Origin of the sequence: Corynebacterium argentoratense DSM 44202, assembly GCF_000590555.1 — a bacterium.
GTDB classification, from domain to species: domain Bacteria; phylum Actinomycetota; class Actinomycetes; order Mycobacteriales; family Mycobacteriaceae; genus Corynebacterium; species Corynebacterium argentoratense.
In genome coordinates, this window is record NC_022198.1 from 1,762,156 (window position 1) to 1,788,126 (window position 25,971).

The window sequence follows — 25,971 nt, forward strand, 5'->3', positions numbered from 1 at the left end:
AGACTATTGAGCTATGTCTACGCGCTCCCCCGAAGTGACTCTTCGTTTCCTCGCTGCCCCCACTGACATCATCATGGCTGGCGCCCACGGTGTCGGCGGTGGACGCGTACTCGAATGGATCGACAAAGCAGCCTATGCCTGCGCCGTCGGCTGGTCCGGGGCCTACTGTGTGACCGCTTACGTCGGCCACATTCACTTCACCCGGCCGATCCCGTCTGGGCACATCGTCGAGGTGCGCTCGCGCATCGCGATGACCGGTCGCTCATCTATGCACATTATTAACGAGGTGCTCTCGGCCGACCCGAGGGAAGGAGTGTTTACCAGAGCATGCGACTGCCTGGTGATCTTCGTCGCCAAGGACACAGTCAGCGGCAAGCCTATGCAGGTGCCCACATTCACCCCCCGCAATGATGAAGAACAGCGCGTGTTTGAGGCGGCCAAGTCCCGTATTGAGCTGCGCAAAGCCATCGAGGCCGAAATGGAGAAGCAAACCTACAACGGCCCCTCTGATGCTCCTAGAATGATCACCCGCTTTTTGGCCAAGCCCACCGACGTCAACTGGGGCGGCAAAGTCCACGGCGGCACGGCGATGGAATGGATCGATGAGGCCGCAACCGCCTGCACCATGGAATGGTCGGGGGAATCCACGGTGGCAGTTTATGCGGGTGGTATCCGCTTCTACCGCCCCATCCAGATCGGTGACTTGATCGAGGTGGACGCCCGCATGCTGCGCACCGATGCCCGATCTATGCAGGTCAGCGTGCATGTGCGCAGTGGGCTTCCCGCGGACGGCCGCACTGGGCTGCAAACCGCCATCCACGCATCGATCACCTACGTCGGTATTGATATCGACGGCAACGCACTTCCCGCGCGCCAATTCGTGCCGCGAACGGAGGAAGACCAGCGCCTTTCCGGGCACGCCGCAGTGCTGCGTGAACTGCGGATGGAATACCGCCCATTGCCATTGATCAGCAGGAAAGAAAAACTGATCTACGAAGCAGAAATTGGGGAATAGTCCATGGAAACCGCATTCATGATCATGGGGATCATCTTCGCCACCATCGTCCTGGTGCGCGAACTTCAAGATAAGTCGAGCACTCTGCGTTGCGTCGTTCTGTCCTTTTTGGTGCTGATGACCGGTGTGCTGGGTTTCATCGGGTGGCTTGCGTTCCGCTACTGGGAACTGCGCACTGGCCGCCATATCGACTAAACCGAAAGCCCCGGCACTCTGACCGCTGCTTGTGGTCGTGTTGAGTGCCGGGCTACGTCGTAATCGGGTTGCCCGCGCTTATCTATGGAATATCGTCGTGGGCAACTGACCCCGCCCCCTATCTATCCCCACCACTGGTAGACGTCGGCGCAAGTATGCTCATCGCCGCCACCCTGGATAAGTTCCTACCAATCACCGCACACAAGCAAGACCACTCCAGCACTTAAGTGCACAAAAAGAGCAGCCCACCAGCTCAGTGGGCTGCTCCTCTCTTTCGTCCTAGCGACTAAACGCCTCCAGCAGTGCGGTTACACCACCGAGTTCGCACCAGCAGCGTGACCAAAGAGCTCAGGCAAGGTGTTCTTCCACGCAGACTCCAGCTCATCCATCGGAATGGACACACTAGCAACGTCGTAGCTGTCGCCACGCAACTCGCCAATCAGTGTCGCAGGCACACCATGCTGCTCAGCAGCGGCGAAGAAACCACCAACATTGTCCGCATCCATTGCAACAACCACGCGGGACGCCGACTCAGAGAACAATGCAGTGAAAGCATCATCGGCAACCTCAGCCAGGTCCACAACCACGCCGCAACCAGCGTTGATAGCCAGCTCCACCAGCGTCTGGTTCAAGCCACCCTCCGACACATCGTGAGCAGCCGCAACCACACCGCGGGAATCCGACAACAAAGCAGCAAGCCGCTGTTCATTACCCAAATCCACCGCCGGGGGCATACCGTTCAGACCAGCATCCGAAACCTGCTGCCAGATCGAACCACCGAACTCATCGAGCGTCTCCCCCAAGAGCACCAACTGCTGACCCGCAGCAGCCTTCGTGCCGATCGACGACGCGACGTCATCAATCACGCCGAGGACACCCACAACTGGGGTCGGCAGAATAGGCTCCGCACCAGTCTGGTTATAGAAGGACACGTTGCCGCCGGACACCGGAATACCTAACTCGTGGCAGCCATCCGCCAAACCATGCACGGCCTCCTTAAACTGCCACATGACATCCGGGTTTTCCGGCGAACCGAAATTCAAGCAGTTCGTCACCGCAATCGGCGTGGCACCAGTGCAGGCAACATTGCGGTAGGCCTCCGCCAAGGCAAGGCGCGCGCCCATGTTCGGATCAAGCTTGGTGTAGCGACCGGAGCAGTCCGCAGACACAGCAACACCCGCACCCGTTTCTTCATCAATGCGCAGCACGCCAGCATCCGCATCCTTGGCCTGGACGGTGTTGCCACGAACGTAACGGTCATACTGCTCCGTGATGAACGCGCGCGAGCACAGCGCCGGCGAGGACACCATGTCGATAACAGCCTGGCGGATCCCGGCTGCGTCCTCGGGCTTGTTGACGCCGCGGAACTGCTGCAGCTCATCCTGCCATTCCGGCCGCGCGTAGGGGCGCTGGTACTCCGGCCCCTCATTGGCAATGGTGTGCGCAGGAGCATCCACCACGACCTCGCCCTTGTGGGTGATAACCAAGTGATCGTTGTCGGTCACCTCGCCGATCTCGGCGACAGTGACATCCCAGTGGGCACAGATTTCCTTGAAACGCTCCACGTTTTCCGGGGTCACAACAGCACACATGCGCTCCTGGGACTCGGAAGACAGGATCTCCGCTGCCGTCATGTTCTCCGCGCGCAGAGGCACAGCATCGAGGTTGACCATCATGCCGCCGTCGCCCGACGCCGCGAGCTCAGAGGTCGCACACGACAAGCCCGCGCCACCCAAGTCCTGAATACCAACAACCACACCAGCGCGGTAGAGGTCCAGGCAGCACTCGATCAAGACCTTCTCCGCGAAGGGGTCGCCGACCTGAACCGCAGGAAGCTTGCGCTCGGCACCATCTTCGAAGGTGTCGGATGCCAGCACGGACACGCCACCGATGCCATCAAGGCCGGTGCGAGAACCGAACAACATCACCTTGTTGCCCAGACCCGAAGCGAACGCCAACTTCAAGTCTTCAACCTTCAAGGTGCCCACGCACAGCGCGTTGACCAGGGGATTACCAGCGTAGGACTCATCAAACACGGTTTCGCCGCCGATGTTCGGCAAGCCCAGGCAGTTACCGTAACCACCGATTCCGTCAACCACACCCGGCAGCACACGCTGCGTATCGGGGGCATCGGCGGGCCCGAAACGCAACTGGTCCATCACAGCGATAGGACGCGCGCCCATAGCCATAATGTCGCGGACAATACCGCCCACACCCGTCGCAGCACCCTGATGAGGCTCCACATAAGAGGGGTGATTGTGGGACTCCACACGGAAAGTCACCGCATGGCCGCCGCCGACATCCACCACACCAGCATTTTCACCAATGCCGGCGAGGATCTTCGAACCCATCTCCTCCGTCGTGGTCTTACCGAAGTAACGCAAGTGAGTCTTCGAGGACTTGTACGAGCAGTGCTCGGACCACATCACCGAATACATCGCCAACTCAGCATCCGTGGGGCGTCGACCCAGGATTTCCTTGATACGGGCGTACTCGTCGTCTTTCAAACCCAAGGCAGCATAGGGCTGCTCCAGGTCCGGCGAAGCAACCGCATCCGCCACGGTGTCATTCAAGCCACCACTCACGCTATTGTGGGTCACTTTTCAAGCTCCTTCACGACAGAGACAAACAGCTCCAAGCCATCCAGCGAGGGGCCAGTGAGCAGCTCACACGCATGCTCGGGGTGCGGCATCAAACCAACAACGCGACCGTTGGCAGAACACACACCAGCGATCGCGTTAACAGAACCATTGAAATTATCCGTGTAGCGGAACACCACCCGGCCTTCGTCCTCAAGCTGGCGCACAGTCTCCTCAGACGCCTGGAAACGCCCCTCACCATGCTTCGCCGGGATCAAAATCTTTTGGCCCTTATCCAAAGTGGACGTCCATGCCGTGGAGTTGTTCTCAACCTCCAGGTAGGTATCCACACAGTGGAAATGCAGCCCCTCATTGCGGGTCAGCGCACCGGGCAGCAAACCAGCCTCCGTCAAAATCTGGAAACCATTGCAAATGCCCAACACCGGCATGCCCTTGTTCGCGGCATCCACCACCGAACGCATCACCGGAGCCAACGCAGAAATAGCACCCGAACGCAGGTAATCACCATAAGAAAACCCGCCGGGCACCACTACAGCGTCCACACCCTTGAGATCAGGGTCCGCATGCCACAAGTCCACAACCTTCGCCCCCGCGATGCGCGACGCACGCGCGGCGTCAACATCATCCAGCGTGCCGGGGAAAGTGATCACACCAATCGTTGCGCTCACTGCTGCCCCTCAACAATGATCTCGTAATCCTCAATCACAGTGTTCGCCAGCAACTTCGACGCAAGCTCCTCGAGCTCAGCGGCGGACAGCTCCCGCTGCGCATCAATCACAAAGCGCTTGCCCTGACGAACATCACTGACCCCATCAACACCAATGCGGCCCAGCGCACGCTGGACCGCCTGGCCCTGAGGATCGAGGATTTCTGCCTTCGGCATAACATTGACAACTACACGGGCCACGGATGACTCCCTTGAATTTGGGCAGCTAGATACGCCCGCAAGCATACCCTTGTCCGTGCAGCAATTCCCCCCGCTAAAGGGGTAAGTTGTCCTCAATCAAATCCAACAACTCATCCGCGTCGAGATCCACCCCGGCCCCAAACTGGGCAAGCAGCTCACCGTCCTTGCCGAACACCTCCGCAGACCCGTCGGCCAACGCGGCGTCATCAAGAGCAAAAAATCCACGCATCGAATAGTCATCCACCAGGGCGGACACGTCCCTACCCGGCGCGGTCACCAACACAACATGGCCAGCGTAAGGGGCCAAATCCACAGTGCTACGACGCTGCATGCTACACCTCCAATCCAGTGGCCTGGTTGATAATCCACGCCCGCTCGAAACAATCCTGACGCCACGATTCGTAACGCCCCGACACCCCACCGTGGCCTGCTGCCATCTCCGTCTTCAACAAAAATTCGCCCGCCGTGGCGAGGTCACGAAGCTTCGCGATCCATTTGGCCGGCTCCACGTACAACACGCGCGTGTCGTTCAGGGATGTGGTCGCCAAAATATTGGGGTACGGCTTGGCCTCAATGTTTTCATAGGGCGCGTAGGTGGCCATGTAGTCGTAGACCTCCTTGCTGTGCAGCGGGTCGCCCCATTCCTCCCACTCCGCAACCGTCAGCGGCAGCTCGGGCATGAGCATCGAGGTCAAAGGATCGACGAAGGGCACATTCGCAGAGATCGCCTTGAATCGATCGCCGCCCATGTTCGCCACGGCACCCATCAGCAGTCCACCTGCAGAACCACCATCTGCCACCAATTGTTCACGGGTGGTGACGCCGCGTTCCAACAACGCATCAGCGACGTCAATGAAGTCCGTAAAGGTGTTGCGCTTTTTCATGATCTTGCCGTCGTCGTACCACAGGCGCCCCATCTCGCCGCCGCCACGCACGTGGGCATAAGCGATGATCATCCCGCGGTCCAACATCGACAAACGTGCACAGGAAAAACTGGGATCCACGCAAGCCTCGTAGGAACCGTATCCGTACAGCATCGTTGGCTGGGCAACCGAGACATCCAGGTCTGCACGCCGCACCAAGGACACCGGAATCTGGGCACCGTCGCGAGCACTCACCCACACGCGTTCGGCCAGGTAGTCAGCCGGATTGTATCCGCCCAGCACTTCCTGTTGCTTGAGCACGGTGCGCTGTCCGGTCGCGACGTCAAAATTCATCACGCATGCGGGCGTAGTGAAGGAGCCGTACACCATGCGCAGCACGGGGCTGTCCCACTCGGGGTTTTGGGCGAAGCCAGCCGAATAGAGTTCCTCATCGAACTCGATCGGGGTAAAGCTGCCGATGTCTTCCACCCGCTCGGGCAGCTTCAAGAGGGCGACTTTGCCAACGCCGGATTCGCGGTAGCCCAAGATAGCTTGCTTTTTGAATGTGTCTACCCCCTGCAGGCGCACATCGGGGCGGTGTTCAACCAGCACTGTGAGCTGCTCGAGGTCGACCTGTGCAAAGGAGCCATCGGCATCAAAGATGGGTGCCAGCCCAAGTTCACTGTTGGGGCCATGCGCATTGTGGGTGACCATCCACCACCAAGTGTCGCCGATGTACACTTCGCTGACGTCGTATTCGACGCCCTCTTCGCGCGGCTTGACCACGCTAAACGTTCCGGTTGGGTCTGCGAAATCCAGCACGCGGGTTTCACTGGTCAGCTTGGACCCGGCGACGATGAACATGAACTTTTCACTTCGCGAGGCCCCGACACCTATCCAGAAACGCTCGTCGGGCTCCTCGTACACCAGCTGGTCTTCGCTCGCCGGCGTTCCGAGAACGTGGCGCCACACTTGGTAGGGGCGCCACGATTCATCACAGCGGGTGTAGAACAGATAGTTGTCACCCAACCAGTCGAAATTACCCGTCATGCCGTCAATCGCATCAGGCAACAGCTCCCCGGTGTTCAGGTCTTTAATCCGCAAGTCGTAGCGTTCGTCGCCGCTGGTGTCGGTGGCATAAGCCATGTAGCGTCCGCCCTTGGCCACGGATGCCCCGCCGAGGGAGAAGAACTCGTGCTCTTTGGCTAATTCTTCGCGGTCCAGCAGCACCTCTTCGCCATCGATGGGTGCATCTGCGCTCACCTCCGGGGGATTCCACTGGTCCTGCCATCGGGGGTCAAGGTCTGCGCGCACGCGGCAGGAACGGCCATAGGACTGGCCTTCGTCAATCCGGTCGTAGTACCAGAATTCTTCGACCCGAACCGGCACAGACATGTCTGTTTCCTGCACCCGAGATTTCAATTCTGTAAACAGGTTGTCTTGCAGGGTTGCAAGATGCGCTGTTTTGAATTCCGTGTAGGCGTTTTCCGCCTCTAAGTATGCCTGCGTATCAACGCTGTCTTTGTCACGCATCCACTCGTAATTGTCGACAAACTCGTAGTCGTGGGCGCGCCGAACGTGGGCTACTTTTTTAGCAACTGGGGCAGCTTTAGAGGCATTGTGATTCACGCTGCCCCATCCTAATCTAGGGTGCGATCCACTCACCGAAGCTCTTGCCGGAAATCAGCTCGTAGGCTTCGATGTAGCGGGCACGGGTGGCCGCCACGACGTCCTCAGGCAGTGCTGGCGGCTCGGATTGCTTGTCCCACCCGGATTCTTCGCTGGTGAGCCAGTCGCGCACATATTGCTTATCAAAGCTGGGCTGCACCTTGCCAGGCGCGTAGCCTTCGGCTGGCCAGTAGCGGGAAGAATCAGGGGTGAGCACTTCGTCACCCAACACGAGCCTGTCGCCATCGAGGCCGAACTCGAATTTTGTATCCGCAAGAATGACGCCGCGTTCAGCTGCGACGTCGGCGGCGGTGCTGTAGATCTCGAGCGTTGCGTCGCGGAGCTGTTCTGCCCGCTCACGCCCGAGGTCTTGAACCACGCGATCGAAGGTGACATTTTCGTCATGGTCGCCGACCTCTGCCTTGGTGGCGGGGGTGAAGATCGGCTGGGGTAGCTTGGAAGCCTCCACGAGACCGTCCGGCAATACCACGCCGCATACTGCGCCGGTGGCTGAGTATTCTTTCATCCCGGAGCCGGTGAGGTAGCCGCGGGCAACGCATTCAAACGGAAGCATCTCAAGGGACTTGCACACCATGGCCCGGCCCAGAACTTCTTGCGGGATGCGGGGGTCGTCGGGGCCGCCGGCAACGTGGGTGGCGTAGCCGGTGCGTGCGGCGATCTCCTCGAAGAAGAAAAAGCTCATCGCCGTCAGAATCCGCCCCTTGTCTGGGATCGGGGTGGACAGGATGTAGTCGTAGGCGGAGATCCGGTCGCTGACGACCAGCAACACGTGATCGTCGTCGATCCGGTAAATATCGCGGACCTTGCCCGCGCTGACATGAGTGTAATCGGACAACTGCGGGCGAAGATTGCTCATGAAAAGCAGTTTAACCCTGCGCCCACACTCGTGCCACGTGAACCGCCTGGCCCGCCCCAATTCGGGGAACGTAGGCCTTGCTGACAGCCACACCAATTGACGCCAGGGATAGTTCGTCCTGGTAGCACAGTGACCATGCAACGTGCTCCGGGTGGAACTTCTTTTTGAAAAAGGCCAAAGACCTAAACCCGTAGAGGGGTTCGAGGTACTGGCCGACCCGGTCGAGTACGTTCAGCAGAACGTCCTCTTTATCGTCCTGGCTGTCCGGACCGCCATGGGCCAGCGGCGCACCCGATAGCGACACCCATGGCACTCCTGCCTCGTTGGCTGCCACGATAGCCTCGGCGATGAGGAACTCCACCACTGGCCGGAAACCTGAGGGGTCGCGGCGCATGAAGTCCAGCACCCAGCCGTCAATCTCGCCGTCACGGTAGGCGGGCAGCCAGCTGGTGACACCGTGGACGCACTCGTGTTGATCCAGCGCAACGAGCAGACGCACCTGCGGGTCTTGGAGCTCGTCGATACCGCCCAAGGTGAAGCCCATTTCCGGCAGCGCCTTGTCCGACACCCACTCTTCACTCAACGCTACGATGCGTTCGCGCAAGGCGGGCCCGGCGCTGTCCCACGTGAGCCATTCCGCGCGGATGCCTTCTTTTTCGGCTCGGTTTCTGGCGGTGCGAACATCTTGGAATTTCTTGCCCGTGAACTTCACTTCGTGGCAATCAACCACTGATTCCTGGGCCACCTGCACGCTATGCCATCCCTGTTGTTCCAGTGCATCGCGGAACTCTGGTCGCACGGAATACCACGCCACAGTCCACCCGTTGTTTTGGGCGAATGCCTCAAACTGGCGGGCTAGCTCGTCCCTATCGCCTTGCGCACCACACACGGGTTCACCCAAGGTCACGGCCACGTTGGCCGATAGCCGGTAGGCAACATAACCATCTGCATCGTCAGCACACCAATAGTCGTTGCCGTCCCACAGCGTCATCCACGACAAATGGTCACCGCCGCCCGACTGCAAAATGGTGCGCATGCGTTCGCGTAGAGCCTGGTCGGTTGGGTTCGGGTGGGCCACAAGCGCCATGTACAAAACAATTGATGACGCCGCCCAAAACAGCACGCAAGGCAAGACCAATGCATCCGCGTTATCGGTGACCGCTGGTGGCAGCACAACATCAACCACGTCGATGAAGCTCGCCCCAGCGGGGCCGAAAAATAGCTGCATGAGTAGCCACAGACCTACCGACAGGACTAGAACAACGAACTCCCGCCACAGCATGGTGATAAGCACCGGTCGGTGCATCGGGATCCTAAACAGGTTCCTGCGCACGATCAGCACGATGCTGCCCACGAGCCACGGCAGCAGCACACCGATGCCGCTGACTATCAGCGCAGGCGACCAACCATATTCACCGCCGACTGCCACGAAACCGACCAGTAGCAGCACGGTAGTTACCAACTGCACGCCCAAGGCCAACCACCACGCAACGCGACGCCCACGGCTCAGCGCGGACAGCACCACAAACACCACAGCGAAAGGCGCCAGGTTCGCAAAAACAGCAACGTTATCCCACGTGATTGCGATGATCGCTGCCTTGGCCAGGGGCCCCGCGGCGTCATGGTTAAGGCCGACCAACAGCGGGCCCACAGCAATCGCCAGAAGAAGCATCGCCACCAAAATGCGGGACTCACGCAATGTAATCCGGGGGAAGGAAAAGGCTTTCACCCCGCCGTGCGCAAGCCACTGACCTGCAGCAACACCGACAATAACTGCAACCAAGCGGGAGAAATCAGCCAGCACACCGGTGTACATAAACAGCGTCAGGGTGATACCCACCAGCACCGCGCGCATACGCCGACGCCACAGCGCCGGCAACCATGCGCTCGCAACCGCGGCCGTGCCGAACAGCCACACAGACGGCGTCAACAATACTTCGCGATCGAGCTCCTCGCCCCACACGGGCGAAGCCTGGGCGACCAGGTAAGCGAGCTCCAAGCCGACCACGCCGGCCCACAGCTGCGTCAGCACAGCCACGCCAATGAACTTCCACGTGCCAAGGGTGCGCTCGGCCATGACTCCGAACAGCAGGATAGATACCGTGTTGAGCACTGTGGTCACACCATTGGATGCGGCAGCACCACTCAGGACAATCCTCAAGGGATTCCACTGCCCCAGAGGGACACCTATCGAAGTATTCAACCCGAGCACATAAAGCACCCAGATGGCTACCAGAGCCACCAAACACACCGGCTCCGTCGCCCAACTACTGCGCAACGCTGTGCCTGCACTTCGCGCAGTACGAGCCAAACCGGCTGAGCGCCCCGTTTTTTGTATAGCGTTCATCGACACGCGCACTTCTACTGGAGGTTTTCTCTTTGGGCGAGGAAGTTCATGACTTCTCGGAAGGCCTCACGCCACGTCTGATAACTGTGCCCGCCACCAACTGTCGCGAACGTAGTGTGCATGCCCGCCGCCTGGGCTAACTCGTTGAGATGTTTGAGCGCCTCAACCGAATCCTTATCCTCGCTACCGGCAATAAAGCGACCATCAATGTGGGCGTACGGGCTTGGCTGCCCCTGTGCCACCAACTGGGCAGCATGTTGAAGAAGGTGCTCGGGATTCACAGCCTGGAAAGCGGCTTCATCCCCACCGAAAAACTGCTCCACGGTCTTGGTGTGGTCGCCGATGGTCGGCTCCGCCTGACCAGAGAAATCCAAGAAGGTGCCGTAGGCCTCGGGTGCATTAGTGATCACCTGCAGCGCGCACGTTCCGCCGTAGCTCAATCCGCCGATCGTCCACCGACTTTGGTCTGGATTCACGCGGAACTTCGACTTGATCTGCGCGGGAACATCCACCGCCAAGTAAGTCTGAACTTTCGCCTCCGGACCATCCACACAAATGGGGTTCGCCGACAAGCTGCCTGTGGCATCGACACTGATCACGATGGGGGCAACACCTTTGTGCTCCGTCTGGTAGTCATCGAGCGTCTGCTCTGCACCACCGGCCCTAAACCACTGCATCGGGGTACCTGGATTACCGGCCATCAGCACCACAACAGGCAGGTCCTTATCGGGCTCTGCGAAGTACGCCGGCGGGAAATACGCCACCGCATCCCGGTGATGGAAGCCCGACACCGGCGCTTCAATATCCACCGTCACCAAGGCGCCGACCTCGCGACCGTGCAGCGTGGGCACGTCTTTCTGCTGCTTAAACTGCGCATAGTCCATCGCAACAGTTTTAGGTTCCGGTACTAGCGAACGCACTGTCGGAAACTGCTTGTACACAGTGTTGGACAAACCCCACGCAAACGCCACCGCAATCACAGCGATAATCACGCCGGTTTTGCGCCGCCTCGTCTGAACAATAGCGCTGAACAGCACAAATGCCGCCAGACCGCCGGAAACATAGATGAACCACGGGACCTCCTCGGGGAAGGGATGCCACCAGACGTCCATCACCAGCCACACCACAAAGGTGAACGCCACCGACACTGCCAAAGCGGCGAGTGTACGGTGACGAATCTTGGCGTGCTTGCGGTGATAGAGGGCGCGCGCCGTAAACATGACGCACAAGGTCAACACAGCGATGATGACGACCCGCGCCGTGGTATCCGTAATCGAGGTTTCCCCGATCTGCAGCAGCTCGTTCATCCCGATCGGCCCTTAGAGAATATCGCCAGGTGTGTAGGCCGCAGCTTCTGGATGCTCATCAACCTTGGCCTGAATCCTAGCCAGCACGCGATCCACCTGGGACTCTGCGGCCCCAACAAAGGCATGGCGATCAGCCAACGCGGCGTCCAGATCCTCCTTGCTCATCGGCAGACGCGGATCCGCAGCCAAACGCTCAATGAGATCCTGGCCGCCACCGTTTTCACGCATGTTCAACGCAACCGCAACGGCGTGCTCCTTGATAACCTCGTGTGCTTCCTCGCGTCCCACGCCCGCACGCACGGCAGCCATCAAAATACGGGTCGTAGCAAGGAAGGGCAGGTAGCGTTCAAGCTCGCGGGCAATCATCGCGGGGAACACACCGAACTCATCCAACACCGTCAGGAAGGTTTCAAACATTCCGTCGAGAGCGAAGAAGGCATCCGGCAAAGCCACGCGGCGAACCACCGAACAGAAAACATCGCCCTCGTTCCACTGCTGGCCCGACAAATCAGCAACCATCGTCAGGTAGCCGCGAAGAATAATCTGCAAACCACCGACGCGTTCGCAGGAACGAGCATTCATCTTGTGGGGCATAGCGGAAGAACCAACCTGCCCCTCCTTGAAGCCCTCCGTCACGGTCTCGTTACCAGCCATCAGGCGTATGGTGTGAGCCAAAGACGAGGGGCCGGCACCCAATTGGACCAGGGCTGACACGGCGTCAAAATCCAGAGAACGCGGGTAGACCTGGCCGACGGAATCGAAAATTCGATCAAAGCCCAGGTGCTCGGCGATACGACGCTCCAAAGCATCGAGGTTGCTCTGGGATCCCGTCAGATCCAGCATGTCCTGGGCGGTACCCATCGGGCCCTTGATGCCACGCAGCGGGTAGCGGCCCAAAAGATCCTCGGCTCGATCAATAGCCACCAGCAGCTCGTCAGCGGCAGAGGCGAATCGCTTACCCAAGGTGGTGGCCTGTGCGGCAACGTTGTGGGAACGGCCAGCCATCACCAGGCTGCGGTTTTCCTCCGCACGCACACCGATGCGGGCGGCGACCGCAATGGCCTTGTCTCGCATGAGCTCCAGGGAGCGGTAAATCTGCAACTGCTCGACGTTTTCCGTCAGGTCACGGCTAGTCATGCCCTTGTGGATATGCTCGTAGCCAGCCAAAGCATTGAACTCTTCAATACGGGCCTTGACGTCGTGTCGGGTCACGCGTTCACGCGCCGCGATCGACTCCAAGTTGACTTCATCAATGTGGGCCTCGTAGGCGGCGATTGCTTCATCCGGAATGTCGATGCCCTGGTCCTTCTGGGCCTTCATCACGGCGATCCACAATTGGCGCTCCAGAACAATCTTGTGTTCGGGGCTCCACAGGCGAACAAGTTCGTCGCTGGCGTATCGGTTGGCTAGTACGTTTTTCATGAATGTTCCTCGGTGTTAAACAGACGCGGTTTAATGCTAGTCGATTTCAGATAGTTGGCCGCGAGAATATCCATCGCCGCGCCAAGTTCCGTGGTGTCGCAGCAAAAACTGATGCGAACGTAGCGGTGGCCATCAACCTCGTCGAAGTCGATGCCCGGCGCGATCGCGATGCGGAAGCGGTCCAAAAGCTCGTTGCACCACGCCTCGGAGTCATCGGTGAGGGATGAGACATCTACCCAGGCGTAGAAAGCGCCCTCGATGGGGGCGTGGGGCAGGGCACCTTCTAGTGCTGTGCTGAGTAGTTCGCGGTTGCGCGCGTAATGAGCGACGTGCGCTTGTGGTTCCTCGGAGTCGAAGGCCCCCAGTGCGGCGTATTGTGAAACTGCTGGCGCGCATAAAGCGAGGTTGCCTTGGATGTCGACGACCATGTCCCGCAAGCTCGGCGGTAGGAGGAGCCACCCGACCCTCCAGCCGGTCATTGAATAGAACTTGGAAAAGGATCCAACGACCACCACGTTGTGCTCCACCACATCTCCACGCATACCCCACGCACTGGTGCAGGTGTGGTCGGTGTATTCCAAACCGTGGTAGATCTCGTCGGAAATAAGGATGACGCCGCGTTGCTGGCAGACGCGCGCAATCGCTTCCAGTTCATCCGACTCGATGATGGTTCCGGTGGGGTTGGCTGGGCTGGTGACAATGACCGCGGCTACCTCAGGGTGCTCTGCGAGCATGCCTTCCACCATTGGGGCGGTGGGCTGGAAGCGGGTGTCCATGCCGCACGGCATCTCGACTACGCCGCATCCGATGCTGCGCAGCAGGTTGCGGTAGGCCGGGTATCCGGGCCGCGCCATCGCCACGGCGACCTGCCCGTCAGCAGAGGCCTCCCCCACGACGTCATTATTGCGTACTTCCCGCGCTTTTAGGGCTTTGAGCGCCATAAATAGGGCAGTTAGCCCGCCGGAAGCCCCGGTGGTTACCACCACGTCATCAGCGGTGGATCCCGGGTAGTCTTCGGCGATGCGCTGGCGGAGTTGCGGGATACCTTCGATGGCTGTGTATCCCAGCGGCAGGCTGCCCATTGCCTCGCATGCCGCATCTAGAGCCGTGCGAGGAGCTCCTGTTGGGGGCTGGCCCACGCACAAGACAATGTCTCTCGGCTGGTTAGCCCGGGAGACAAGATCCATCACGCGAAACTTCATCGGCTAGTCGCTCTCGCCGAATTTCTCGAGCTCGCGCACCGGCCCCGCGGCGATCACCAAATCACCCGGCTGCAACACTGTGCCGGGCTCTGGCAAAGAAAATACGCCCTCAGCCGGTTTGATCGCCACGATGCTCACCGGGCACTGCTCAATAGGCTTGCCGATCATCGACACCGGCGGCGCCAACTTGACCATTGCGAAGTTACGATCGAACTCAATGTATTCCTCAAGGCGGCCGGACATCAGGTGCGCAACGCGACGTCCGGTATCCCTTTCAGGCCGCACCACATGGTGCACGCCGATCTTGTTCAGGATCTTCGCGTGACTGTCGTTATCCGCTTTCGCCCACACGCTGGAAACCCCCAGGTCGATCACAGCGGAAGCAGTCAGAACAGACGCGCCCATGTCGGAGCCAATGGCGATCACGACGCGCTGAGCCTCGTGCACACTGAGTTGCTTGAGTGCCTCGATATTGGTGGTGTCAGCGGTCACCACGTGTGTGAGGACCTGCGCCGCAGCGGAAACAATGTTTTCGTCGGCGTCAACACCCAACACCTCCACACCGGAGTGCACGAGCTCCTCCCCCAAGGCCAAGCCGAAGCGGCCCAAACCGAGAATGATCACCGGTGGGGTCTTGGAACCGCGAGAACTAAACATGTTAACCAATGAGGGGCCTTTCAACAGGGTAGGAGTACTGGCGACGTTGGGAACGCGCCGCCATAGCTGCCACCAGGGTGATGGGGCCGATACGCCCCGAGTACATAAGGACAGTGATCAGTAGTTTCGCGCTCACCGGCAAACTTCCGGTGATACCGGTGGACAATCCGACGGTTGCGAACGCCGAAATCACCTCGAACACAAGTTGATGGGTGGAAAACTCCGGGGCAAGCAACTGCACCAGGCCGATAGCCACCACGACGATCGAACCCGCCAGCACGAACACAGCCAAAGCCTGACGCATGGTGCGGTTGGGGATGCGCCGCTCGGACAGCAGGGTGTATTCGTCACCACGGATTTCGCTCACCATCACCGCAAGCAGTACAGCAACAGTGGTGATCTTCACGCCACCTGCGGTACCACCAGAACCGCCACCGATGAACATCATGATGTCACTCAAAATCAGTGTCGAGGGGTGGAAAGCACCCACATCAATGGCGTTAAAACCAGCGCTTCTTGTAGACACCGACTGGAAAATGGCGTTAGAGATTTTGCCGAGGATACTCAACCCACTCAGGGCGCCGTTCCACTCCAACACGGCAACGCCCAAGGCGCCGACGCTCCACAGAATCAGGGAGCCGGCAACAACAAACTGCGTGGTCAGCGACAGCCGAGGCAGGTGCTTAAACCCTTGGGTGCGGCGGCGCAGACGCAAGGTTAGCTCTAGCAGCACGGGGTAGCCCACGCCGCCGATCATGATGGCGCAGGCGATGGGGAACAGCAGCCCAATGTCGTTGACAAAGAGCACCAGGTTGTTGCTTTCCAGCGAGAAGCCCCCGTTGTTGAACGCAGAAATGGAGTGGAAGGTACCCTGCCAGATCGCGGAGCCCCAGTCGTAGCCGTAGCTGAAGTGGAACTTGGCGATGAGGAACGTCGCGATAACCCCCTCGACCGCAGCGGTGAAACTCAACGTTGCGACCAGCAGGGTCTTAACATCACCCAGTTGGTTGCCGCCGCGCCCCTCAGCCGATGCGTTGAGGCGGGACTTGACACCGATCTGGCCGGCGATCACCCAGCTTGCGATGGTCGCGAGGGTCATGATGCCTAGACCACCCAGTTGGATGAGCATCATGATCACCGCTTGGCCAAAGTGGCTCCAGTAGGTTGCAGTGTCTACCACAATCAAACCCGTCAAACATACTGCTGACGTCGCGGTGAACAACGCGGTCACGAAATCCGCACTGCCGTCGGCGCGCGACATGGGCAGTAGCAGCAGGGTGGTGCCGACAAGAACCAACAGTGCGAAGCTACCGGCAACCAGTTGTGCTGGCGAAAAACTATGTGAATCCTTCATGGGACTAGCTGGGGGCTAATTTGGAATGGTGATGCGGCCTTCGACAGCAGGCAGCGCAATGTCGGTGCGGTAGTGCCCGCCATCCAAGTTGATCTGTTCCAGGCGCTTGTAGGCGGCATCGCGGGCTTGCTCCAAAGTTGCCCCATGCGCCACGACGTTGAGTACTCGCCCACCTGCGGACACCAACTCACCGTTCTCGCCCCGTGAGGTTCCTGCGTGCAGAACCACCGCGACGTCATCACTGTCTGCATTGTCTGTGTTTTCGGCACCGGTGATGACGCCGCCGGTGACAGGCTTTTCGGGATAGCCCGGGGCTCCAAGCACGACGGTAAGTGCGTAGCCTTCGCGCCAAGTCAAGGGCGGCAGGTCGGCGAGCTCACCGCGGGCGACTGCTGCGAGCACGTCATCGAGTGGGGTTTCGAGCATCATCAGCACGGCTTGGGTTTCTGGGTCGCCGAAACGGCAGTTGAATTCGACAACTGCGGGGCCTTCGCTACCCCACGCGAGGCCGGCGTACAGCAAGCCTTGGTAGGGGTTTCCGCGGCGCACCATTTCGCGGGCGACCGGCACACATACTTCGTCGACGATGCGTTGCACACCGTCCGTGGGCAGCCACGGAAGCGGCGTGTAGGCACCCATGCCACCGGTGTTGGGGCCTTCGTCGTTATCGCGCACGCGCTTGTGGTCTTGTGCGGGCAGCAGGGGCACCACGGTTTCGCCATCTACCAGGCAGAACAGTGACACTTCAGGGCCGTCGAGGAAGCTTTCCAGCAACACGGGGTTGCCGGCCTTGTGCACGGCGTTGACGTGTGCGCGCGCCTCGTTAATGTTCGGGGTGACAACAACACCTTTACCGCCGGCCAGGCCATCGTCTTTGACGACCCATGTGGGGCCGAAGCGGTCGAGGGCTGCGTCGATTTCCTCTGGGGTGGAGCCTGCGGGGACCACTTCGGCGTGTGCGGTGCGAACCCCCGCTTCAGCCATGACGTCTTTGGCGAAGGCTTTAGAACCCTCGATTTGGGCGGCCGCCTGGGAGGGGCCGAACACCAGGAAACCCGCGTGGCGCAGCGCGTCGGAGACACCGGCAACGAGCGGGATTTCCGGGCCGACGACGATGAGGTCGGGCTTGATGTCCTGCGCCAGTGCCACCATGTTTGCTTGGTCGTCCACTACCCCCTTGTGGAGGGTGGCGAGGTCAGCCATTCCGGCGTTTCCGGGCACCACGTGTAGCTCGTTGTGTGGGGCTTTCATGCCAGTTAGGAGGGCGTGTTCGCGGGCTCCGGACCCGATGACGAGAATGCGCATGTGTTCTATCCTAGTATTGTCGAACTCATGTCTAGCGTGTTTAGTAAAATCATTGCGGGTGAGCTTCCGGGCCGTTTCGTCTATCGGGATGATTCGGTTGTTGCGTTTTTGACCATTGAGCCTTTCACCCCCGGCCACACTTTGGTTGTTCCGGTGGAGGAGGTCGACAAGTGGACCGATCTCTCGCCGGAGCTTTGGGCTCACCTCAACGCGGTAGCTCAGAAGGTCGGTCGGGCTGTGATGGATGTGACTGGCACGGAGCGTGCCGCTTACATGATCGCCGGCTTCGAGGTGCCTCACACCCACATCCACGTGTTTGGGGCCAACGGTATGGATGAGATCACCGCGCCTCCGATGCCTTCGCTTGATGACGCCGCGATGGATGATCTCGCCGCGCGTCTGGCTGAGGCACTGGGTTAAGCCGCATACAAGCGATGACTATCGTCCAGCAGTTGATGCGTCTGGTTCCCCGGCGGGGAACGTTGCCGGAGCCTCTAGCTTTGGAGGGCCACGATCGCGCTGTTGTGTTTTTGCATGGCAGTTTTGGTTCCTCCGGCAATTTCGAGGCGGCTGCGCGCGCTGTGCAGGCTGCTGGAATACCTACGGTGGGCGTTGATTATGCCCGCCGCGGTTTAGCGGATCTGGGGCACGGTGAGCAACAACTGGCCGAGGCTGTTCGTGATGTGTTGCGCCATGTCCCGGTGGTGGATTTGGTGGGACATTCTTTGGGTGGCTACATGGCGTTTCGTCTTGCTGCTCGGCCGGAGTTTGCGGGGCGGATCCGAAGCATTGTGGGGTTAGGGGCTGCGTTTAAGGGAATGCCTGTGACGGGTACTCGCCTGCAGCGCCGCATGATCCGTTGGCTAGTGGGCCCCAGTTTCGATCAGTTAATTTTCGAGGTTCCGCCCTCACCCGATAAGCACATACATCCGGATTTGATGGTTGTGTCTGTGGTCAGTGATGCTGATACCGTGGTTCCCCGTTCAAGTTCCAATGTGGAAGACATTGGCCGCGTCGTACACGTCGATGGTGTTGAGCACGGGAAGATGACGGACCTAGTGGCGCATATTCTTGAGGCGCTCGATATCCCTTCGGCCCACACGGCTTAGTGCTTGTAAGGAGCGTAGATTGTTATGGCCCAGTGCGTAGTGGAAGTCGACGGCGAAGAATACTCATTCGAGTGGTCTGAGGGCACGCTGCTGCAAGCGATGCTTGATGCTGGTGTTCCGGCGCCCTATTCCTGCCAGGCCGGGCAGTGCGGCGCCTGTCAGTGCTACGTCGAGGGGGCTGCGACGACCATGCTGAACAACAATGTGCTCTTCGATGATGAGATTGCTGAGGGGCAGCGTTTGGCATGCCAGACTGTCCGCGACGGTGACGACGCTGCGGTCGAAGTGAGTTACTACTTTTAGTAGCTCGTGGGCAGGCGTAGTTCAAACACTGCCCCTCCTAGGTAGCAGCCATCGGTGTCGTTATGCACCGTGACCTCCCCACCGTGGGCGACTGCCAGGGATTGAACGATAGCGAGGCCCAGGCCGGAGCCACCGCTGGCTCGGGTGCGTGATTCATCGCTGCGATAGAAGCGCTCGAAGACGTGATCGAGGTCTTTGTCGGGCACTCCCCCACCATTGTCGGCAACAGTTACTCGCACTATGGTGTCGTCGCAGCTGACTTGGATCAGCACGTGGTCGCCGCCGTGGATGAAGGCGTTGGACACCAGGTTGGTGAGGATGCGGTGAATTTGCGCGGGGTCGGTACTCACGACGGGGCAGGTTTCGCAGGTGTTTTCCACATCGAGTTGGCCACCGTATGCGACCCGTAGAGAACCGGCGACGCTCATGGCCTCGTCGAGGACGTCGACGGGTTTACGCACCAGCGTGGATTCAGAGCGGGTCAGTGCTAGTAGGTCTTCCACTAGCAGGCTCATCCGCCCAGCTTCGGCTTCGATTTTGTCGATGACCATGTCCGCGTCCTGTGTGGCCCCGGAGCGGTACAGTTCGGCATATCCCCGAACGCTGGTCAGCGGGGTGCGAAGTTCGTGGGATGCGTCACCGACGAAGCGTCGCATTTGTTGTTCTTTTTCCTGGGCACTGACGATTGATTCCTGCAACTGCCCCAGCATCACGTTGAATGACGTCGCGAGGCTTGCGACCTCAACGGCCATCGCGGCGTCATTGGGGACGCGACGATCCAAGTCACCCGATGCGATTGCGGAGGCAGTGGCCTCGACTTCGCGCAAGGGGCGTAGTGCCCTGCGGACCGCATAGAGGCCGACGACTGCGACGACCAGCAGCACCAGCAAACCGATGACCAGTTGGACGCGGGCAAGACGCCCCAGGATCCAGTTTTCTTTTTCTAGGCTGCGTCCGACGATGGTTGTGGTTGAGCCTTGTTTACCGAGCATGACGCGCCACGGGCTCTTGTTGGGCGAGTTTGACGCGGCCGGCACCGTCTGCGGGGAGGAATGCAGCTGAGTGAGGTCTGGGGAAGAATCCGAATCGTTGAGGATGTAGGTGCCATCGTCACGGATTTTCATCACGTACATGGCAGAAGGCGGCCGGAGAGTACTAACGGCTGAGCCTGTGAGTAGTTCTTGGCGCCCAGCCCACCCGTTGAGGGCTTGGTCTAGGTCTTCATCAACTTTCGAATAGATGTAGTCCTTCATGATGGACTCTACGACGGTAGAGCTGGCCGCCAACCCCGCGCCGCTGATGCTGAGCACCAGCAACACAAGCAGTGTGCGAAGTTTCATTAGTTTCGCGGCAGTCGAAGGACATAGCCGACGCCACGGACGGTGTGGATCAGCTCTTGGTCTGGATCAATCTTGCGGCGGAGGTAAGAGATGTAGGATTCGACGATGTTTCCGTCACCACCGAAATCGTAGTGCCACACGGCGTCAAGAATTTTGGCTTTGCTGAGCACTACCTCCGCGTTAAGCATGAGGTATTGCAGGAGGTTGAACTCGGTGGGCGACAGTTCGACGATTTTGCCGCCCTTGGTTACCTCGTGGGTGGCGTCGTTGAGGGTCAGGTCCGCATAGCTGAGCTCCGTGCTCGGGGTGTCGTCTTCCTGGGTGGCGCTGGACCTGCGCAGGATGACACGCAGGCGGGTGATGACTTCCTCCAAGGAAAAAGGCTTGGTGACATAGTCGTCCGCGCCGATGGTCAGCCCATGGATCCGGTGCTCGACGGCATCTTTTGCGGTGAGGAACAACACGGGGCCGTCGAAGCCTTTGGCACGCAACTGCGGCAGCAGATCGAAACCGGACATTCCGGGCATCATCACGTCAAGGATGAAGGCCTCGGGCTGGAAAACATCAGCCTTTTTCAGCGCTTCAGCTGCACTGCCTGCGGTTTCCACCTCGAACCCCTGGAACTTCAAACTGACGGACAGCAGTTCCACAATGTTCGGTTCGTCATCGACGACGAGTACGCGTGCCATATCCATGCCCTCTACTTAAGACCGTAGCTCTGCAATAGCGCTTCGATACGGCTGTGAATTTCCTGTACATCAACTGCGCTGCTGTCCGGGTGTTGCAGCCATACAACACAGTGTAAAGGGCAGGCCTCGTAAAAGCCTGACCAGCGGGGGTGCTTAAGGCTTGGGAATGTTGCGCAGGTTGGATTCCGCGAGGCTGAGCATGGCCCCGACACCGCCGTCGAATACGGTCTTGGTTGCGGCTTTGGAGAAGCCCAGCAGCATGTCGAAGGTGATGTGGGGCGGAATGGACAGTGCATCCGGGTCGGTCACGACGTCAATAAGAACAGGTCCGGGGTGTGCGAGCGCTTCCGTCATCTGCTGGCGCAGTTGGGCGGGGTCGGTGATGCGCACAGAGTGAATGCCGCAGGCGGTAGCGATGTCGGCGTAGTTGACGTCGTTGACGTCGGTGCCGAAGAAAGGCAGCCCATCGACGAGCATCTCCAGGCGAACCATGCCGAGAGTGGAATTATTGAACACCACGGTTTTGACCGGCAATTTTTCCGAGGCGATGGTCAAAAGGTCACCCATGAGCATGGACAGTCCGCCGTCACCGGACATGGAGATGACCTGGCGGTCAGGTTGAGCAGCTTGCGCGCCGATAGCCATGGGCATGGCGTTGGCCATCGATCCGTGGCGGAAGGAACCCAACAATTCGCGCTTTCCGTTGGGGCTGACATAGCGCGCGGCCCACACGTTGCACATGCCAGTATCGACGGTGAAAATAGCGTCCTCGGCTGCGAGTTCATCTAGCACCCTAGCTGCGTACTCGGGGTGGATAGGCGTGTGGTTTTCCACGTCCTTTGTATAGACTTCGACGACGTCGCTGAGCTTCTTGTGGTGCAGTTTCAACATCTTGTCCAGGAACGCACGGTCCGTTTTTTCCTCGATGGACGGCAGGATGTTGCTGATGGTTGCTTTGACGTCGCCGGCCACCGGGTAGGTGACGGTCGTGCGGCGGCCGAGCGCCGCGGCGTCAATATCAACCTGTGCCACGTTCTTCTTCGGCAGGAAGGCGTTGTAGGGGAAGTCCGTGCCAAGGAGGATCAACAGGTCTGCCTCGTGCATCGCGTCGTAGCAGGCACCGTAGCCGAGCAACCCGGACATGCCCACTTCGAAGGGGTTGTCGTACTGGATGTACATTTTTCCGCCCAGAGAGTGCCCCACCGGCGCCTTGATCTTGTCAGCGAGTGCCATAACCTCTGCATGGGCCTCCTTGCAGCCAGCACCGCAGAACAATGTGACAGTTTTTGCCTTGTTAATTGCCTCGACGAGTGCCGCGGCCTCCTCCGGGTGGGGGAACACAACGGGGCGTTTGGTGGAAATAACGGAGTTGAGGGTGGTGTCCTCGTCGGCTTCCTGGGTGGTGATGTCGCCGGGAATGACCACAACGGAGACACCTTTACCCGCCATGGTGGACTGGATAGCGTGGTGCAGGATCGTGGCGCCCTGCTCGGCGGAGTTCACCATTTCGCAGTAACCAGAGCACTCTTTGAACAGAATCTCCGGGTGAGTTTCCTGGAAGAAGGTCGAACCAATCTGGTTGGAGGGAATGTGGCTGGCGATCGCTAACACCTTGGCGTGATCGCGGTGGGCGTTGAACAAGCCCTGGATTAAGTGAGTATTGCCCGGGCCGCAAGAACCGGCGCACACGGCTAGTTCGTCAGCAGCGAGGGAATCTGCACCTGCTGCGAAGGCTGCCGCTTCCTCATTGCGGACGTGAATCCACTCAATGCTAGAGGTTCGGATCGCATCAACAATCGGGTTAAGACTGTCGCCGACCAGCCCGTAAATACGCTTAACGCCCTGACGCTCGAGGGTTTCGACGATCTGTTTCGCAAAGTTTTTAGCCATGACCCGAGTATAGGCACCTGGAGAGGGGACACGCCGCAAATTATGGAAAAGTATTCACACTTACCCTTGGCGTGCCCTTACTCACTGGTAGAGGCAATGGCGGCACCGCTGCCTTCCAGTGCGCTGAGGGCCTGCTGGCCGGCATCCTCCGCGACGGCTGAACAGAGGTCCTGCAACACGCGGACATCGAAACCTTCCGCCAGCGCATCCGTGGCGGTCGCCCGAACGCAGTAGTCGGTAGCAATTCCACAGACGTCAACGTCGGTGATACCGCGGCCTTGTAGCCACTGCGCCAACGTAGTCTCGCTGCCGGCAAGGTGACCTTCGAAACCAGAGTACGCCGCCGAGTATTCACCTTTAAGAAAGTGCGCCTCAATACTGTCCACCACGGAATCTAAGCTGGGGTGCAGGGCGGCCCCGGATGTATCGGCGACGCAGTGGACCGGCCACGAATCCTTGAAATCGGGTGTCTCGGAGAAGTGGCTGCCTGGGTCAATGTGCCAATCCTGTGTGCTGACGATGGCATCGTAGCGTCCGGCATTGTTGCGGATGTACTGGGCGATGCCCGCGGCAACAGCGTCACCTTGTGATGTGGCCAAGGGGCCACCGGGGCAGAAATCGGGCTGGACGTCAACAACGATGAGTGCGCGCATGCAGCCTAGTGTAATACTTTTCAAACACTACCCAGTCGAGTGACGCACGGAAAACGTGCACAAATGTCGGCAGCGAGCGCGCAGTAGAACTGTTTCCCCCAGGTCGCCTGAAAAACGCGGCCGCCCCACCCGATATTTGTGCACACCCGCGCCCCAAGGGAAGAAAAAAGAGCTGAAGATGGGACTCGAACCCACAACCTACGGTTTACAAGACCGTTGCGCTACCAATTGCGCCACTCCAGCACAGCCAGCGTTTCACACCGGGCACAGCACTCGCAGCGCCACAATGGTGAATCCAAAAGCCAGTGTGGAATACTACCCTAACAACGACCATCGCCACCAAACCCCGTCCGCATCCGAGGGAAACACACTGTGCAGCTAGCCAAATTTCTAGATCCGCGGCGCGTCCGAGACTTGTTGTCGCGACGCGACACCTCTGAGGCCGTGCTTCACCCTGACGCCGCGACGATTGACCTCGTCAAGGCAGCTCCTCCGCCCTCCCCGCTGGCCCCGGTTGACCTCACCGACCCCGGCCAAGTCTCCGGTGTGATGGACATTGCCGCCCGGATCGGGGGCATCCTACTGAGTTCCGGCACGTCCAACAGCGATGCCAAGGAACAAATTCATGCGGTGGCCAGTGCCTACGGCCTGCACTACTGCCACGTGGACATCACCCTGAACACCATCACGGTGTTCACCATCGTCGGCACCTCAAACCGTGCGCCCATCAGTGTGTTTCGGGTGGTTCGAAAACTCACCATTGATTTTTCCAAGTTGAGCGAAGTCGACCGCCTGATTCGTTCCATCCAGGCTGGCGCCACGCCACCCGAAGTTGCGGAAAAAGCCTTGGATGAACTCATCGCAGCCCCACCCCCCTTCGGCCTGAAGATGAGTCTTTTCGGGTGGTCGCTCATGGCTGCGGCCGTCGCCGTGTTGCTCGGCGGTAACGCGCTTGTTGCGGCGATCTCCGCGGCGTCAGCATTGGTGATTATGGGTGGAAGCGCCTGGCTGGACAGCAAACGCCTGCCCGTGTTTTTCCAAAATATCTACGGTGGCTTCGTGGCGACGATGCCGGCCGCCGTGATGTACCACTTTGTGATTTCCCAGGGGTTCCAGCTGGCCCCGGGACAAATTATTGCCTCGGGAATCGTGGTGATGCTGGCGGGTCTGACGCTCGTGCAGGCGCTGCAAGACGGCATCACCGGGGCGCCCGTCACCGCGGGCGCACGATTCTTCGAAACGATGCTGCTCACGGGCGGAATCGTCGCCGGAGTCGGTATCGGCCTGGAGGTCTCGGCATACCTGGGCATCTCACTGCCGCTGTACGAAACCAGCCCCACCACCGGTTTTTCTAGCGCCACCGTCAAGGTCATTTCCGGCGCTATCGCCTCGGCGGGATTTACCATCGCCTGCTACTCGGAATGGTCCTCGGTGTTCATCTCCGGCCTCGCATCGGTCACTGGTTCCGGCATCTACTACCTAGTGTTGCTCCCGCAAGGCCTCGGCCCCGTCGTAGGCATTGGGATCGCGGCCACCATGATCGGCTTGTTCGGTGGCCTGCTGGCCCGCCGCTTCCGAGTACCACCGTTGATCACAGCGGTCGCTGGCATTACCCCACTGCTGCCAGGTTTGGCGATCTATCGAGGCATGTACGCCATCATGCACGACCAAATGGTGGTCGGATATTCTGCAATGACCTTAGCCCTGGCGATCGCAACATCCCTGGCTGCCGGCGTTGTTCTTGGCGAATGGGTTGCCCGAAAACTTCGCCGCCCGCCCATGTTCCGTCCCTACCAGACGATGCAACGCCTACGCAGCTCTCCTTTCAAGCGCCCAGTAGCGTAGAGTAGATGAGCACTAAAAAGATTCTTTTACGGAGGACATCCCTTGCCACCTAAGGTCACTGACACCCGCTCCAACGCCGCGGAATCTCTCCACGCTGTGGAGACAGCCACCGCAGATGCAGCCCGCCGTATCGTCGCAACATACTCGGAGAACTTCCTCGATTTCGCGACCCTAGCGTGCATGCTCGGTGTCGAACCTCAGGGTTTGTCCTACCGCAAGATCGCCGCGGAGTTCGCCGAGCCCGAACCCGCGCCTGCCAAGAAGAAGGCCTCTAAGAAAGCCACCAAGAAGGCTACGAAGAAAGCTACAAAGAAGGCCAGCAAGAATACGACCAATAAGGCGTCCAAGGCTACAAAGAAGACCACCAAGAAAACAACGAAGAAGACCACCAAGAAGACCACCAAAAAAGCCGAATAGCACCCA

General features: G+C 59.5%; 24 protein-coding genes and 1 tRNA gene. 7 read left to right on the forward strand and 18 right to left on the reverse strand.

Annotated features, from left to right (window positions below):
- The first annotated feature begins 13 nt into the window (after positions 1-13).
- Complete coding sequence (locus CARG_RS08270) at positions 14-1,015, forward strand: acyl-CoA thioesterase (RefSeq protein ID WP_021012186.1); 1,002 nt, start codon at positions 14-16, stop codon at positions 1,013-1,015.
- Positions 1,016-1,018: 3 nt separating this feature from the next.
- Entirely contained in the window at positions 1,019-1,210 is a 192-nt protein-coding gene (locus tag CARG_RS08275; protein ID WP_021012187.1) for a hypothetical protein, read from the forward strand.
- Positions 1,211-1,518: 308 nt separating this feature from the next.
- On the opposite strand, the gene purL is transcribed toward CARG_RS08275, so the two are convergent.
- From purL to purD, 13 genes are all read right to left on the reverse strand, one after another.
- Positions 1,519-3,810, reverse strand: coding sequence for a phosphoribosylformylglycinamidine synthase subunit PurL (gene purL, locus CARG_RS08280; protein ID WP_021012188.1), 2,292 nt, complete (start codon positions 3,808-3,810; stop codon positions 1,519-1,521).
- Positions 3,807-4,478, reverse strand: a complete 672-nt coding sequence (purQ, locus tag CARG_RS08285) for a phosphoribosylformylglycinamidine synthase subunit PurQ (RefSeq protein WP_021012189.1) — start codon at positions 4,476-4,478, stop codon at positions 3,807-3,809. The genes purL and purQ overlap by 4 nt, the downstream gene beginning before the upstream one ends.
- Positions 4,475-4,717 (reverse strand): phosphoribosylformylglycinamidine synthase subunit PurS, encoded by a 243-nt coding sequence (gene purS / locus CARG_RS08290; protein WP_021012190.1) that lies wholly within the window; start codon positions 4,715-4,717, stop codon positions 4,475-4,477. The genes purQ and purS overlap by 4 nt, the downstream gene beginning before the upstream one ends.
- A gap of 73 nt (positions 4,718-4,790) precedes the next feature.
- Positions 4,791-5,048: a hypothetical protein gene (locus CARG_RS08295; RefSeq protein WP_021012191.1), complete on the reverse strand. Its 258-nt coding sequence runs from the start codon at positions 5,046-5,048 to the stop codon at positions 4,791-4,793.
- A gap of 1 nt (position 5,049) precedes the next feature.
- Positions 5,050-7,209: a S9 family peptidase gene (locus tag CARG_RS08300; protein WP_021012192.1), complete on the reverse strand. Its 2,160-nt coding sequence runs from the start codon at positions 7,207-7,209 to the stop codon at positions 5,050-5,052.
- Between the two features lie 16 nt (positions 7,210-7,225).
- Positions 7,226-8,125 (reverse strand): phosphoribosylaminoimidazolesuccinocarboxamide synthase, encoded by a 900-nt coding sequence (locus tag CARG_RS08305; RefSeq protein ID WP_021012193.1) that lies wholly within the window; start codon positions 8,123-8,125, stop codon positions 7,226-7,228.
- A gap of 10 nt (positions 8,126-8,135) precedes the next feature.
- A complete protein-coding gene (locus tag CARG_RS08310; RefSeq protein WP_169733218.1) occupies positions 8,136-10,328 on the reverse strand; it encodes a bifunctional lysylphosphatidylglycerol flippase/synthetase MprF in 2,193 nt (730 codons plus the stop codon).
- Between the two features lie 158 nt (positions 10,329-10,486).
- The gene (locus tag CARG_RS08315; RefSeq protein ID WP_021012195.1) at positions 10,487-11,779 is read right to left on the reverse strand and encodes an alpha/beta hydrolase-fold protein; all 1,293 of its coding nucleotides are present in this window, start codon (positions 11,777-11,779) and stop codon (positions 10,487-10,489) included.
- A gap of 12 nt (positions 11,780-11,791) precedes the next feature.
- A complete protein-coding gene (gene purB, locus CARG_RS08320) occupies positions 11,792-13,201 on the reverse strand; it encodes an adenylosuccinate lyase (protein ID WP_021012196.1) in 1,410 nt (469 codons plus the stop codon).
- Complete coding sequence (locus CARG_RS08325) at positions 13,198-14,340, reverse strand: pyridoxal phosphate-dependent aminotransferase (protein ID WP_236620139.1); 1,143 nt, start codon at positions 14,338-14,340, stop codon at positions 13,198-13,200. Before CARG_RS08325 ends, purB begins: the two co-directional genes overlap by 4 nt.
- Positions 14,341-14,406: 66 nt before the next feature.
- Positions 14,407-15,060: a potassium channel family protein gene (locus tag CARG_RS08330; RefSeq protein ID WP_021012198.1), complete on the reverse strand. Its 654-nt coding sequence runs from the start codon at positions 15,058-15,060 to the stop codon at positions 14,407-14,409.
- Between the two features lies 1 nt (position 15,061).
- Positions 15,062-16,414 carry a TrkH family potassium uptake protein gene (locus CARG_RS08335; RefSeq protein ID WP_021012199.1) on the reverse strand — a complete coding sequence of 451 codons (1,353 nt, stop codon included), beginning with the start codon at positions 16,412-16,414 and terminating at the stop codon, positions 15,062-15,064.
- 15 nt (positions 16,415-16,429) lie between these two features.
- Positions 16,430-17,719 carry a phosphoribosylamine--glycine ligase gene (gene purD / locus CARG_RS08340; protein WP_021012200.1) on the reverse strand — a complete coding sequence of 430 codons (1,290 nt, stop codon included), beginning with the start codon at positions 17,717-17,719 and terminating at the stop codon, positions 16,430-16,432.
- Between the two features lie 27 nt (positions 17,720-17,746).
- Here purD and CARG_RS08345 point away from each other — a divergent pair, with 27 nt between their 5' ends.
- The 3 genes from CARG_RS08345 to CARG_RS08355 are packed head-to-tail and all read left to right on the forward strand — an operon-like array spanning position 17,747 to position 19,131.
- A complete protein-coding gene (locus tag CARG_RS08345) occupies positions 17,747-18,139 on the forward strand; it encodes an HIT family protein (RefSeq protein ID WP_041747782.1) in 393 nt (130 codons plus the stop codon).
- Positions 18,140-18,153: 14 nt separating this feature from the next.
- The gene (locus CARG_RS08350) at positions 18,154-18,828 is read left to right on the forward strand and encodes an alpha/beta fold hydrolase (RefSeq protein WP_021012202.1); all 675 of its coding nucleotides are present in this window, start codon (positions 18,154-18,156) and stop codon (positions 18,826-18,828) included.
- Between the two features lie 24 nt (positions 18,829-18,852).
- The gene (locus CARG_RS08355) at positions 18,853-19,131 is read left to right on the forward strand and encodes a 2Fe-2S iron-sulfur cluster-binding protein (protein WP_021012203.1); all 279 of its coding nucleotides are present in this window, start codon (positions 18,853-18,855) and stop codon (positions 19,129-19,131) included.
- On the opposite strand, the gene CARG_RS08360 is transcribed toward CARG_RS08355, so the two are convergent.
- The 5 genes from CARG_RS08360 to CARG_RS08380 form a co-directional block, all read right to left on the reverse strand.
- Positions 19,128-20,471, reverse strand: coding sequence for a sensor histidine kinase (locus CARG_RS08360; RefSeq protein ID WP_021012204.1), 1,344 nt, complete (start codon positions 20,469-20,471; stop codon positions 19,128-19,130). The two genes, CARG_RS08355 and CARG_RS08360, sit on opposite strands and share 4 nt — an antisense overlap.
- Positions 20,471-21,166, reverse strand: a complete 696-nt coding sequence (locus CARG_RS08365; protein WP_021012205.1) for a response regulator transcription factor — start codon at positions 21,164-21,166, stop codon at positions 20,471-20,473. The genes CARG_RS08360 and CARG_RS08365 overlap by 1 nt, the downstream gene beginning before the upstream one ends.
- A gap of 147 nt (positions 21,167-21,313) precedes the next feature.
- Complete coding sequence (locus tag CARG_RS08370; protein ID WP_021012206.1) at positions 21,314-23,050, reverse strand: pyruvate dehydrogenase; 1,737 nt, start codon at positions 23,048-23,050, stop codon at positions 21,314-21,316.
- A gap of 77 nt (positions 23,051-23,127) precedes the next feature.
- Complete coding sequence (locus tag CARG_RS08375; protein WP_021012207.1) at positions 23,128-23,703, reverse strand: nicotinamidase; 576 nt, start codon at positions 23,701-23,703, stop codon at positions 23,128-23,130.
- A 170-nt stretch (positions 23,704-23,873) separates the two neighbouring features.
- Positions 23,874-23,946: transfer RNA gene (locus CARG_RS08380), tRNA-Thr, on the reverse strand.
- A 171-nt stretch (positions 23,947-24,117) separates the two neighbouring features.
- Here CARG_RS08380 and thrE point away from each other — a divergent pair.
- Complete coding sequence (gene thrE / locus CARG_RS08385) at positions 24,118-25,548, forward strand: threonine/serine exporter ThrE (protein ID WP_236620188.1); 1,431 nt, start codon at positions 24,118-24,120, stop codon at positions 25,546-25,548.
- 42 nt (positions 25,549-25,590) lie between these two features.
- Entirely contained in the window at positions 25,591-25,965 is a 375-nt protein-coding gene (locus tag CARG_RS08390) for a hypothetical protein (RefSeq protein ID WP_021012209.1), read from the forward strand.
- The last annotated feature ends 6 nt before the right edge of the window (positions 25,966-25,971 follow it).